Here is a 12,504-nt window from a genome sequence, read left to right as displayed (position 1 = left end):
TTAACCTCGCGCTTGCCCGTCGCCTTGCGTGCGAACAGGCCAGGTCTTCACCCGGGGCACCCCACCGCGTAGGAGGGTTGCCGGCCAGCAAGCCGGGGCTGTGTGCTGGCACTCATGACCTAATACCAAGAGTCTAGGAAATGCAGGGTGGTTCTGGCGAAGAATGTGACAACAGTGTGACGGTTTAGGGCGTCTTCGTTCACGAACGAGCACCCGGAACTGCCGCCCGGCGAATAATCGTCGACGCGGGCGGCAGCCGGGCTGTGACTCAAAGCCGCGGCGTTAGGCGCCCTTGGCGGCCCGGAAGCCCGCTTCGAGGTCGGCGATGATGTCATCAACGTGCTCGATGCCCACGGACAAGCGCACGAGGCCGGGGTTGACGCCGGCGGCGACCTGCTGTTCCACCGTCAATTGGCTGTGTGTAGTCGACGCCGGGTGGATGACCAGCGAGCGGACATCACCGATGTTGGCAACGTGCGAGTGCAGCTCCAGGCCGTCCACGAAGCGCTTGCCGGCTTCGACGCCGCCCTTGATGTTGAAGGCAACGATGGCGCCTGTGCCCTTGGGTCCGTACTTCCGGCCGCGGTCGTACCACGGGCTGGACGGCAGGCCCGCATAGGCGACCGATTCGACGTCGTCGTGGTTTTCAAGCCATTCGGCCACCTTGGTGGCGTTGGCAACATGGCGTTCCACGCGCAGGCTCAAGGTCTCCAGGCCCTGGGCAATGAGGAAGGCGTTGAACGGGGACACGGCAGAGCCGAGATCGCGAAGCAACTGGACTCGGGCCTTGAGGATGTAGGAGAGGTTCGCGCCCAGTGCACCGTCCTTGCCGAGGTCCCGGGCGTAGACCAGACCGTTGTAGCTGGGGTCCGGGGTATTGAAGCCAGGGAAGCGGTCCGGGTCCTTGCCGAAGTCGAAGTTGCCGGAGTCCACAATCACACCGGCGATTGCCGAACCGTGACCACCCAGGTACTTGGTCGCGGAATGGACCACGATGTCCGCTCCCCACTCGATGGGACGGATGAGGTAAGGCGTGGACAGGGTGTTGTCCACAATGAGGGGAACGCCGGCCGCATGTGCGGTGCGGGCGATGCCCTCGATGTCCAGGACATCCTGGCGCGGGTTGGAGACGACCTCGCCGAAGAACAGCTTGGTGTTCGGCCGTACGGCGTCACGCCACTGGTCCAGATTGTCCGGGTCCTCGACGAACGTGACCGAAATGCCGAACTTCTTCAGCGTGTGCGCCAGCAGGTTGTATGTGCCGCCATACAGGCTGGGGCTCGCTACGATGTGGTCGCCCGCCTCGGCGATATTCAGGATGGCGAACGTCTCCGCAGCCTGTCCGGAGCTGAGCAAGAGGGCACCCAGGCCACCCTCAAGGCTCGCAACCCGCTGCTCCACCGCATCCTGCGTCGGGTTGCCGATTCGGGTGTAGATGGGAGCGAGCTCGGCCAGGGCAAAGCGATTGGCGGCGCTCTCGGCACTGGGGAACACGAAGGACGTGGTCTGGTAGATCGGAAGCGAGCGCGCCCCTGTGGCGGCGTCGGGCTCTTGACCGGCGTGGATCTGGCGGGTTTCGAAAGACCATCCTTGGGACATGGAGTTCTCCTGTTCGTGACGCATGGGTTTGGCGGGCAAGGTGAAGCGGTGCGAGCTGGGGCCAGTCTAGGAACTGTCCGGAGGCGAAGACAGCTTTGTGACGCCTGGGGAATCTTTCGGTCTTCCCGCGTCCCTCCATGACGCCCCTTACCACCGGTTATATACATCCCACCTTAGTTAGGCTTGACTTAGCTGAGACCCCGATCACAAAGTGCCAAGATGAAGCCATGCGCATGGATCACGTCTCTTACGCCTGTGAACGAGATGGCCTTTTGGCCACTACCGAACGAATTTCCGCGGCACTGGGAGTGGACGCTGTCCGGGGCGGAGTGCACCCGCGCTTCGGTACCCGGAACATGATCATTCCCCTTGCGGATAACAAGTACCTGGAAGTGGTGGAGGTCCTGGACCACCCCGCTTCCGACAAAGCACCCTTTGGCCAGGCCGTCCGTGCCCGCTCGGCTGCCGGTGGTGGATGGATGGGCTGGTGCGTCGCCGTTGACGACCTTGCACCGTTCGAAGACCGCCTTGGCCGCTCGGCTGTTCCGGGCAACCGCAAGTTCCCCGACGGACGCGAACTGGTGTGGCAGCAGATTGGCATCCTCGGCCTGATCGCGGACCCCCAAGTGCCCTACCTGCTCAAGTGGGAGGGCGACCCCTCGCTGCACCCGTCAAGGATCTACGAGAGCGACGTCAAGATGTCCAGCCTCACCATTGCGGGCTCGGCTGAACGCGTCACCGAATGGTTGGGCGAACCAGTGGAGAAGCCGCTTGAGGATGTCGCCGTCCAGTGGATGGCACCGCACGGGACTCCAGGCATCCTCGCTGTAACTTTCGAAACCGCCTCCGGAGCCGTCACCATCTGACCGATCCAATCCATCCGGGCTGGTCCCGGCCCCGGTCAGCCATGTCCGGAGTCAATCATGTCCGGGCTAAGCTTCGGCCGCCATCAGCGGGTGCCAATGACGTCACCCACCGATGGCGGCCGGATACTTTTAACGGACCACTACCCCAGTCCCATTGCCTTGCCGAACAGGCTGAATCCAACGAACGCCACGATGTCCAGCAGTGCGTGGGCAATCACCAGGGGCATTACCCGCTTGGTCTTGGTGTAGATCCAAGCGAACAGCAGGCCCATGACCACGTTCCCTATGAACGGCCCAAAGCCTTGGTACAGGTGGTAGCTTCCCCGCAGGACGGCACTGACCACAATGGCCACCGGCATGCTCCACCCGAATTTACCGAAGCGGTCCATGAGGTACCCCACCACGATCACTTCTTCCACGATCGCATGGCGCATGGCCGAAAGGACCAGCACCGGCACCGTCCACCAGTAAGCGTCCAAGCCGCTGGGCACAATTGCAGTGGTGATTCCCAGCGCACGACCGGCGGCATACAGGCCGAGCGAGGGGATGCCGATCGCAGCGGCCAGGCCAACACCTTGGAGAAGGTCCTTGCCGGGCCGGGCAAAATTGAAGCCAAGCCGGGCGAACGCCGAGCCGCCCCCACCTTCCCGGCCGCCAGGTGCATGGGTGGACAGGAAGTAGAACACCAAGGCCACGGGCACCAGAGCGAACACGATGTCCAGCAACTGGTAGGTGAGGTCGAAGTACTCACGCGTGCTTTGGGACCTGTTCAGCGTTGACGTGGCATCCGCCAAAGGCGCCCTCGTCATCTTGTCCAGCAGCTGAACTACGGAGTAGACGGCTGATTGGCCCAAGGACAGGCCCAGGACAATAAGTACTTCGGCGCGCAGCCGGCGACGGGAAGCAAGGAACATATACCCACCCTATGCTTGGTGGGATGGGTGCCCCTGAGAGAATCTTCATGATCCGGCATGGCCAGTCTGCCGCGAATGCCGACACGTCCATCTACAACCGTGTGCCGGACTACCGGATCCCGCTGACGGAGCGCGGAGTGGAGGAGGCACGGATTGCCGGGGAGGACCTGCGCCGCAAGCTCGATGGAGAACAGGTCTGCGTCTACGTCTCCCCCTACTTGCGCGCGTACCAGACCCTCGAAGCCATGAACCTCGGTCCCCTGATCGAGCGGGTGATTGAGGAACCCCGGCTTCGCGAGCAGGACTGGGCCAACTTCCAGATCGCCGGGGAGATCGAGGACCAAAAGGAACTGCGCAACCTCTACGGCCATTTCTTCTATCGGTTCCGCGAGGGCGAGTCCGGTTCGGACGTTTATGATCGGGTGTCATCCTTCATGGAGACGCTGTACCGGCACTGGCAGAAGCCTACTTACGCACCAAACACGCTCCTGGTTACGCACGGGCTGACCATGCGCCTTTTCTGCATGCGTTGGTTCCACTGGACGGTGGAGTACTTCGAGTCGCTCAACAATCCGGACAACGCCGAGCTTCGGACCCTGATCAAGAACGACGACGACCAGTACAGCCTGGATATACCGTTCAGCCAGTGGGTGCCCCGGGAGGTAGACGACTCAGTGCTGCACGCACCGAGGATGCGCTTCTAGCCCTTCCAGCTCAGCCGGCGGGTCTCAGCCGGCGGGTGCGACGATGACTTCGGTGCCCTTGGCCTCGAACGCAGCTTTATGTTCGGCACTGATGCCGGAGTCCGTGATGAGGTGCCTGAAGTCGTAGCCTGCCATGGCGGCAAAGGAGCGGCGGCCCACTTTGGAAGAGTCGGCCACCACATAGGACTCGGTGGCACGGCGTGCCATGACCGTGTTGACCATGGCTTCGCCTTCGTCGGTGATGGTGGGGCCGAGGTCCGGGTCGACGCCGTTGACGCCGATGAACGCAATATCGAGGGCAACTTTTTGCATGATGACGTCTGTATACGGACCCACCAGCTCGTAGGAGCGCGGATTCAGGATTCCACCGGTGACCATGATCTTGATGTTCGGCCGGACTGCAAGCTGCGAGGCGATGTTGATCGCGTTGGTCACCACCGTCAGCGTGGGCGTGTGGGACGGCGCGTTGAGGTCCTCGCGGGTGGACAGCAGCTGAGCCAAGGCGGTGTTGGTTGTTCCACCGCTGAGCCCGATCACAGCACCGGGACGGATCAGCGCAGACGCCGCCAGAGCGATTTCCTGCTTGGCCACGGCGTGGTCGTCCCTGTTGTAGCGCCCTGGGAGGTCATAGGCCACGGAACCAGTGGTGGCGCCGCCGCGGGTGCGGCTGAGCAGCCGCTGCTTGGCAAGACTGTCGAGATCCCTGCGGGCCGTGGCAGGTGAGACGCCCAGGCGGGTCACGATGTCCTCGACTTCCACATGGCCGGACTCGGCCAGGAGGTCGAGTATGGCAGTGAGCCGATCGGTGCGGGTCATGACGAGCCTTTCGCGGGTTTCCAGCTAATTCGCTTTGGCGAACAGCGTCAGCATACGTGCGGACTCCAGCACAAGGGCATCCCGGCCGGCCTTGACGTATTTCCGGGAATCCACCACTGCAGGGTTGGCATCGAGGTACTCACGGACGGCGCGGGTAAAGAACCCGTTCAAATGTGTGGATACGTTGATCTTAGTCATACCCGAACGGATAGCGGCTATGAGCATGTCATCTGTCACACCGGAGGAGCCGTGAAGGACCAGTGGCTTTCCCACCGCCGTCTTCAGTCTGGTGATGAGGTGCAGGTCCAGCGCGGCGCTGCGTTCGGTCATGGCGTGGGAGGAGCCGACAGCAACGGCGAGCGCGTCCACGCCGGTTGCCTCAACGAATGAGTGGGCCTCGCCGGGGTCTGTTCGGACACCGGGAGCGTGGGCTCCGTCCTTGCCACCCACTTTTCCAAGCTCGGCTTCCACGTAGACACCGCGCTCGTGGGCATACTTTGCCACCCGCTGCGTGACTTCCACATTCCATTCGTACGGCAGGTGCGCGCCGTCGTACATGACGGAACCGAAACCAAGGTCCACGGCGGCGATCGCGAGATCTTCGGATTCTGCGTGGTCCAGGTGAAGGGCAACGGGTACAGCGGCGGAGCGCGCGATTGCCAGGGCTGCCGAAGCGATGGGTTCGAGTCCGCCGTGGTACTTGGCGCAGTTTTCGGAAATCTGGAGAATCAGTGGGACGCCGGCCGCTTCGGCGCCTGCCACCAGGCCCTCGGCAGTTTCGATGTGGATGATGTTGAACGCACCTTGGCCTGTGCCCGCGCCGGCGGCCCTGTCCATCAGTTCCCGAGTGTTGACCAGGGTCACCGGGTCTCCTTCCATGTCACGATCAATTGGTCCTGGAGTTCCTGGTATCGCGGCGAGATTTCACCTGCGGCAGGCATGAGCACGGCCGCGGCCGACCATGCGGTGGCCCGGCGAAGGATTTCGCGGGGCTCGGTGATGCCTTCGGCGAGTGCGACGGCGGCAGCCGCCACACCGGCGTCGCCTGCCCCTGTGGGGTTGCCGCTGAGCGCTTCCGGTAAGCGGGCGCTCCAGTAGCCGCCCGGGGCGGCGTGGTCGAAAGCGAGCATGCCGTCCGCGCCGGCGCTGACGAGGACCATGCGGGCACCCATCTCGATCAGGGCGAGGGCGGCTGCTTCAAGGCTGGATTCGCCCGTTGCTTCGGCCAGCTCGTGATGATTCGGCTTGAGGATGTCGGCGCCGGCTTTGGCCGCAGCGATGATCCCGGGGCCGGAGGTGTCGATGATGGCCGGGATACCGGCGTCGTGGGCCAGGCGCACCAGTTCCGGGTAGAAGTCCGCGGGAGCGCCCGGCGTCAGGCTTCCCGAACCGACCAGGACGGAGGCCGGCAGGTTTCGGTTCCCGCTCACGGCCTCCACTACGGCGATCCGCAGTGAGCGCCAGTCATCCGGAAGAAGGGCCTGCCCCTCCTCGTTGAAGATTGACGTTTCCCCTGCAACGGTGTCCACCAACGCGATGCTGCGGCGGGTTTCAGCTGCGACTCCCACCAGGGTGTGCGGCACGCCGCTGGTCCACAGTTCGGCTGCGAGGGTCTGCCCTGCCGCACCGCCGGTGGGGGCAATGGCGAGCACGGGGTACCCCAACTGGTGAGTGACACGGGCTACGTTGATGCCTTTGCCTCCCGCACGGCTCAAGGGCGTGGGTACCCGGTGGCTGGAGCCCTCGGTGATTCCGTGGACGGTGTAGGTCATATCGATGGCCGGATTCGGAGTGACGGTAATAATGCGGTTCACGTTGGCTCGCTTCATCGTGTGCCTCCCAAAAGTGCCCGGGCGTTCAGTGCCGCGCCGAGCAAGCCGGCGTCCTGCCCCAGTTGGGCACGGATGAGATGGGGCCTGCGCTGGAAGTCCAGGATGGCGTCAACCCGCTTACGGAGTGGCTCGAGCAGCTCGTCGCCTGCTTCAGCGAGGCCTCCGCCGATCACCACGGCTTCTGTTCCCATGATGTTCACGCACTGGCAAATAGTGAAGGCCAGGGCATCAACAGCATCGGCCCAAACACGTGCGGCCACCGCATCTCCCGCGCTTGCCCTGAGCAACACACCTCGTGCACCGTCCACCGGGTTTCCCGATGCCCGGTGATAACGCTTGGCAATTGCGCCTGCTGAGCCCACTGCTTCCAGGATGGTGGAGCCTGTGGCGTCCGGCCCGGCGTCGGGGTCCGGGACCTGGGCGTGGCCGAGTTCTCCGGCGAATCCCCCTGCGGTAACGGCCTTGCCGCCCGAGAACACAGCTGCAGCAATGCCGGTTCCCACCACCATCACCACAACATCGTTGAACTCTTTGGAACCGCCAAAGCTGTGTTCCACAGCTGCAGCGGACCGGACGTCGTGATCGAACGCGACGGGTATGCCGAGCCGCCTTTCGGCTTCGGCTTTGAACGGGAAGTTGCGCCATCCAAGATTGGCGGAGTAGACACCCACACCGGCCACGGAGTCCACGATTCCGGGGACGATGATACCTGCTGCCTTGGCGGGGGCTTCCGGAAACTCCGAGGCCAACTCGGCTTTAAGCCCAGCTAGCCTGTCCAGGACCGCTTCGCCGGGGCGGGCCGGATCCAACGGTGTAGGGACACGGCGCATGCCCAGGACGGTTCCACGGGCGTCCACCAAACCAGCCTTGATGTCCGTCCCGCCAACGTCGAAAGACAGGACCGGTGATTCTGCGGCTCCGAGAACCATGATCGACTGCCTAGGCCGAGGCGTCGAGAATAACGGAGCGCGTCAAGTTGCGGGGCAGGTCCGGATTCAGCCCACGGACGCGTGCACGCTCCAAGGTGACTTTGTGGACACGTGCCAGTTCGGCCAGGGGGTGCTTATCCGTGTGGACGTAAAGGGCGCCGGTGACGGCCATGTCGCTGTCCAAACCCTCGGGCTGGGTTCCGAACAGCCAGGTGACCCGGCCGGGGGCAGCGATGGAGATGGGGCCGTGGCGGTATTCCATGGCAGGGTATGACTCGGTCCAACCCTGCACGGCTTCGCGCATTTTCAAGCCGGCTTCGTGGGCCAGCCCAACCGTCCAGCCGGTGCCGAGGAAGGTGAATTGCTCGGCGTCCAGGAATTCCTGGGAGACCTCTGCCGTCACTGCGTCACGGGCATCCTCGATTGCCTGCTGCACATCGATACCAAGGCTCGTCAGCATGTAGACCAGCGCCGTGGTGGCGAAGCGGGTCTGCACCACGGAGCGCTCATCGGCGTAGTGGAGGCCCACCACGGTGTCTGCCAGCTCCACGATCGGTGAGGAGGTGTCGCCAATGATGGCAACGGTGGGGACAATCCCCTTCAACTCAGCCAGAATCTCGAGCACCTCAGTGGTGGTACCCGACCGGGTGATGGCCACAACGGCGTCGTACTGGCGATCGACGCTGTTGCTGTTCAGGAAAGCCTCCGACGCGGCGAACGCATCGGTGACCCCCTTACCGGCGGATTCGCGGGCAGCGGCGTAGCTCTGGGCCATGAACCACGATGTGCCACAGCCGATGACGGCAATGCGCTTGCCGTCCGCTGGAAGCAACTGCTCCGTACGGGCCTGCTCCACGGCGCGCTGCCAAACCTCGGGTTGGGAAACCAGCTCTTCTTCCATGAAGGCACCCAGTGTGTTCTCGCTCATCGTGTGTTCCGCTCCCGCTCAGCTAAATGACGTTTTCTGATCTATAGAAACACTAAACGATCATTTTCGATCTCACAAGGATCATCCGAGTGCAAAGACTGTTCAGTAACTGCGCGTCATCGGCGGGGAGCGCGAAACCCGAAAAAGAAGGGCTGCGTTCCAACTGGAACGCAGCCCCTCTTTCTTGTTCTTAACTTGTCCTTAGACAGCCCGGACGCCGGCCCGCCACACCGAATGAGTCAACGGAATCCCCGGACGGTACGCCAGATGCGTGGCCGACGGAGCCTTCAGCATGTGCAAATCTGCGCGATTTCCGACGGCGAGCGAACCCACCGCCCGTTCGCCGTCGACGTCGTTCCCGGCCTCACGGCCCAGCGCCAAAGCGCCGCCGTACGTCGCCGCACGGACGGCTTCATGAACGCTCAGGTGCATCTGGAGCACAGCCGTGGTGACGCAGAAGGCCATGGAGCTGGTGTACGAGGTCCCCGGGTTGCAGTTGGCCGCAAGGGCGATTTGAACGCCGGCGTCGATCAATTCACGGCCTGGCGCCAGGGGCTGTCGGGTGGACAGATCACAAGCGGGAAGGCAGGTTGCGACGGTACCGCGATTACCCGTGCCACTGGCCGGGTCCCAGCTCTCCCACGTTTCCGCGAGCGCCGCGATGTCCTTTTCCGAGAGATAGTTGACGTGGTCCACGCTCGCCGCCGCAAACTCAACAGCCAGCGCCACCCCCGGGCCCTCCCCGAGCTGATTGCCGTGGACCCTGAGGCCCAGCCCGGCGTTGCGGGCAGCAGTGAGGACCCGACGCGACTGATCCTCCGTGAACGCACCCCGTTCGCAGAAGACGTCAGCCCAGCGGACATGCGGCAGGACTGCTTCCAGCATGGGGCCACACACCAGGTCCGTATACTCCTCAGGATCGGAGCCGTTCGGAACCAGATGCGCGCCCAGATAGGTGACCTCGTCCACTTCGGCTGCTGCGATGCGGGCGCTGCGGGCCTCGTTCTCCACGTCCAACCCGTAGCCGGTCTTGCTCTCCAAGTACGTGGTTCCTTGCGAGACCGCTTCGGCTACACGATCCCGCACGAGGCGGGTAAGTTCGTCGTCGCTGACGCTGCGCGTGGCACCCGTGGTGACGGCGATCCCGCCAGCGCTGTAGCTTTCGCCGGCCATGCGGGCCTCGAACTCGGCAGTGCGGTCACCTGCGAAGACGAGGTGCGAGTGCGAGTCAACCCAGCCGGGCAGGACGGCGCGGCCTTCGGCGTCGATCCTTTCGTCAGCGGACGGGGCGTCTTTGGCAGTGCCGATCCATGAAATCCGTTCGCCTTCGATCACGATGGCGGCATCCTTCAGGACCCGACGCTCCAGGTCCTGGGTCATCAGTTCGCCGATGTTGGTAATGACGGTGCTGCTTTTGTTCCCGCTCGTGATTCCGCTCATGCCCCTATTGTTCAGCGTCGGATGGACCAGCGTACGGCCGCAAGCTGCTCCGCTGTCCGGGATTCCGGACTGTCCTCCTTCACCTCGCCGAGGATCAGCGCTGCGGCCAGCTCGGCAATGGCGGAGGATGTTTGGAAACCGTAGCCCCCTTGACCGGCGAGCCAGAAGAAACCTGGCGCTTCGGCGTCGAAACCCACTACCGGGATTCCGTCCGCCGCTTCTGTCCTGAGTCCCGTCCAGGCACGGTCCACGGAGCGGATTCCAAGGGAAGTGACCGTGTTGAGTTTGCCGATCAATGCCTCCACGTCCCCGGCATAGGGTTTGGCGTCCTCGGCTCCGCTGGGCACGGTTTCCGACGGCGAAATCAACACCTGGTTGCCCTCAGCGCGGAAGTAGAACGAGTCATCAGCGGCACACACCATGGGCGTTTCCGGCGACAATGGATTCTCAACGTTCACAATCGCCGCAGTCCGGCGGTACGGCTGCAGTCCCAGCTTTTCCACACCGCTGATGACAGCCAACTCGTCCGCCCAGGCACCTGCTGCGTTAACCACGACGCCGGACTGGAAACCCTCCGTACCCGCGCCCAGCTGCCAGCCGATCCCCAGCCGCTGCGCTGAGTGCACTTTGGCCCCGGTGATGATGTCCACGCCCGCAGATTCCGCCGTCCGGCGGTGCTCCTCGAGAAGCAGGGGCGCGTTGCAGCCGAAAGAGCCGTTATCCAGTCCTGCTGCTGTGAAGGATGCGGGCTTCAGTGCCGGGCACAGCTTCATCGCCTCGTCGTGGGTAATGGTGTGCATATTGCCGCTGGCCTCGGCCTGTACCGTTTCTTCGTCGCCCACCAGCATGAAGCCACGGGGTGTGAGGATGGGCGTTGTTGCCTCCGCGTCCCGGGCGGCCAGCATGTCCAGTGTGCGGATGGTCAGATCCTGGACCACGGCCGGACCGTAGCTGGGGATCAGTTGCCGGGCAGAGCGGGAGGAAGTGTGGAAAGCCAGGGACTGCTCGGCCTCGACAAGGGCCACAGTGCACTTGCCTGCCAGCGCCGCAGCCAAGGACAGTCCACCGATGCCGCCGCCAACGATTACCACGTCATAGTTCGAAGCCATGGCTCCATCCTGACAGACCGGACACTCTCTCACATCCCTACCCCTTCAGCCGGACCCTCGCTCACTTTCGTCAAGAAAGTGAGAGACGGTCCGCCCCAAACCCGCGGGACGTGAGAGAAGGTCCGCCCCAAACCCCAGGGACGTGAGCGAGCGTTGCTTAGGCGACCGCGGCGCGACTCTTGACGAACGCCTGAACGCACGCTTCGACGTCGTCCGCGCTGTGTGCAGCGGAGAGCTGCACGCGGATGCGGGCCACACCCTTCGGCACCACAGGGAAGCTGAAGGCCGTGACGAAAACGCCGTTGTTGAGCATTTCGTCGGCAATTTTTGCAGCAACCACGGCGTCGCCGAACATCACGGGGATGATGGCGTGTTCGCCCTCGAGGAGTTCGAAGCCTTCTTCGCTCATGCGGCGACGGAACAGCGCTGCGTTCTCGAACAGGCGGGTACGGAGTTCGCCGGACTCCTGCACGAGTTCGATCGCTTTGATGGTTGCCGCAACGATGGCCGGGGCAAGCGAGTTGGAGAACAGGTACGGACGCGCCTTTTGACGGAGCATCGCCACAATTTCGCCGCGGCCGGAAACGTAACCACCCGAGGCGCCGCCGAGAGCCTTGCCGAAGGTGCCGGTGTAGATGTCTACGCGCTCGGAAACGCCGGCGTGCTCAGGGGTGCCGGCGCCGGTGGCGCCCATGAAGCCGACGGCGTGGGAGTCGTCCACCATGACCAAGGCGTCGTGCTTCTCGGCGAGGTCGCAGATGGCCTCAAGCGGAGCGAGGTACCCGTCCATGGAGAAGACGCCGTCCGTGACGATGATCTTCCGGCGGGAGCCCTCGGCCTCAACCAGTTTGGCTTCGAGGTCTGCCATGTCCTGGTTGGCGTAGCGGAAGCGCTTGGCCTTGCTCAGGCGGATGCCGTCGATGATGGACGCGTGGTTCAGGGAGTCGGAGATGATGGCGTCTTCAGGACCGAAGAGTGACTCGAACACGCCACCATTGGCGTCGAAGCAGCTGGAGAAGAGGATGGTGTCCTCGGTCCCCAGGAACTTGGAGACGCGGTTCTCAAGCTCCAGGTGAAGGTCCTGGGTTCCGCAAATGAAGCGTACCGACGCCATACCGAAGCCGCGCTCGTCCATCGCTGACTTGGCGGCGGCGATGATGTCCGGGTGGTCGGCCAGGCCCAGGTAGTTGTTGGCGCAGAAGTTCAGGACCTTGTTGGCCGGCTCGCCGAGCTGGCCCGCTGCGATGTGGCTGGCCTGCGGGGAATCGATGTGGCGTTCTGTCTTGAAGAGTCCGGCGCTGCGGATCTCGTCCAGTTCGCCCTGCAGTTGGTCTTTGATGGCTGAGTACATGGTGCTCCTAAAGTCT

The 12,504-nt window shown here is 63.6% G+C and carries 12 protein-coding genes and 1 riboswitch; of the genes, 2 read left to right on the top strand and 10 right to left on the bottom strand.

All coding sequences use genetic code 11. The annotated features are described in order from the left end of the window. Positions 1 to 3: 3 nt before the first annotated feature. A riboswitch (SAM riboswitch) is annotated at positions 4 to 120 on the bottom strand. Positions 121 to 282: 162 nt separating this feature from the next. Continuing rightward, positions 283 to 1,599: a bifunctional o-acetylhomoserine/o-acetylserine sulfhydrylase gene (locus tag ACNAOT_RS07515; RefSeq protein ID WP_091466322.1), complete on the bottom strand. Its 1,317-nt coding sequence runs from the start codon at positions 1,597 to 1,599 to the stop codon at positions 283 to 285. A gap of 227 nt (positions 1,600 to 1,826) precedes the next feature. Between ACNAOT_RS07515 and ACNAOT_RS07510 the strand changes: the two genes are divergently transcribed. Further along, the gene (locus tag ACNAOT_RS07510; RefSeq protein ID WP_026005588.1) at positions 1,827 to 2,465 is read left to right on the top strand and encodes a VOC family protein; all 639 of its coding nucleotides are present in this window, start codon (positions 1,827 to 1,829) and stop codon (positions 2,463 to 2,465) included. A 140-nt stretch (positions 2,466 to 2,605) separates the two neighbouring features. Here the strand turns inward: ACNAOT_RS07510 and ACNAOT_RS07505 are convergent, their stop codons facing one another. Then, complete coding sequence (locus tag ACNAOT_RS07505; RefSeq protein WP_364305666.1) at positions 2,606 to 3,379, bottom strand: CPBP family intramembrane glutamic endopeptidase; 774 nt, start codon at positions 3,377 to 3,379, stop codon at positions 2,606 to 2,608. Positions 3,380 to 3,402: 23 nt separating this feature from the next. Between ACNAOT_RS07505 and ACNAOT_RS07500 the strand changes: the two genes are divergently transcribed. Further along, positions 3,403 to 4,083 (top strand): histidine phosphatase family protein, encoded by a 681-nt coding sequence (locus tag ACNAOT_RS07500; RefSeq protein WP_243836729.1) that lies wholly within the window; start codon positions 3,403 to 3,405, stop codon positions 4,081 to 4,083. A gap of 24 nt (positions 4,084 to 4,107) precedes the next feature. Here the strand turns inward: ACNAOT_RS07500 and ACNAOT_RS07495 are convergent, their stop codons facing one another. From ACNAOT_RS07495 to ACNAOT_RS07460, 8 genes are all read right to left on the bottom strand, one after another. After that, on the bottom strand, positions 4,108 to 4,899 hold the full coding sequence (locus ACNAOT_RS07495; protein ID WP_178996457.1) for a DeoR/GlpR family DNA-binding transcription regulator: 792 nt from the start codon (positions 4,897 to 4,899) through the stop codon (positions 4,108 to 4,110). A 24-nt stretch (positions 4,900 to 4,923) separates the two neighbouring features. Next, a complete protein-coding gene (locus tag ACNAOT_RS07490) occupies positions 4,924 to 5,778 on the bottom strand; it encodes a class II fructose-bisphosphate aldolase (protein ID WP_420180614.1) in 855 nt (284 codons plus the stop codon). Further along, the gene (locus ACNAOT_RS07485) at positions 5,760 to 6,728 is read right to left on the bottom strand and encodes a 1-phosphofructokinase family hexose kinase (RefSeq protein ID WP_420180613.1); all 969 of its coding nucleotides are present in this window, start codon (positions 6,726 to 6,728) and stop codon (positions 5,760 to 5,762) included. The genes ACNAOT_RS07490 and ACNAOT_RS07485 overlap by 19 nt, the downstream gene beginning before the upstream one ends. Beyond that, positions 6,725 to 7,660, bottom strand: coding sequence for an ROK family protein (locus ACNAOT_RS07480; protein ID WP_420180612.1), 936 nt, complete (start codon positions 7,658 to 7,660; stop codon positions 6,725 to 6,727). The genes ACNAOT_RS07485 and ACNAOT_RS07480 overlap by 4 nt, the downstream gene beginning before the upstream one ends. A 10-nt stretch (positions 7,661 to 7,670) precedes the next feature. Beyond that, positions 7,671 to 8,588: an SIS domain-containing protein gene (locus ACNAOT_RS07475; RefSeq protein WP_420180611.1), complete on the bottom strand. Its 918-nt coding sequence runs from the start codon at positions 8,586 to 8,588 to the stop codon at positions 7,671 to 7,673. 201 nt (positions 8,589 to 8,789) lie between these two features. After that, positions 8,790 to 10,028, bottom strand: a complete 1,239-nt coding sequence (gene hutI, locus ACNAOT_RS07470; protein ID WP_420180610.1) for an imidazolonepropionase — start codon at positions 10,026 to 10,028, stop codon at positions 8,790 to 8,792. 11 nt (positions 10,029 to 10,039) lie between these two features. Continuing rightward, complete coding sequence (locus tag ACNAOT_RS07465; RefSeq protein ID WP_420180609.1) at positions 10,040 to 11,137, bottom strand: NAD(P)/FAD-dependent oxidoreductase; 1,098 nt, start codon at positions 11,135 to 11,137, stop codon at positions 10,040 to 10,042. A 157-nt stretch (positions 11,138 to 11,294) separates the two neighbouring features. Further along, positions 11,295 to 12,488 (bottom strand): glycine C-acetyltransferase, encoded by a 1,194-nt coding sequence (locus ACNAOT_RS07460; protein WP_420180608.1) that lies wholly within the window; start codon positions 12,486 to 12,488, stop codon positions 11,295 to 11,297. Between the last annotated feature and the right edge of the window lie 16 nt (positions 12,489 to 12,504).

Origin of the sequence: Paenarthrobacter sp. TA1.8, assembly GCF_048595705.1 — a bacterium.
Taxonomy (GTDB): domain Bacteria; phylum Actinomycetota; class Actinomycetes; order Actinomycetales; family Micrococcaceae; genus Arthrobacter; species Arthrobacter nitroguajacolicus.
This window is presented reverse-complemented; position numbering and strand designations above follow the sequence as displayed.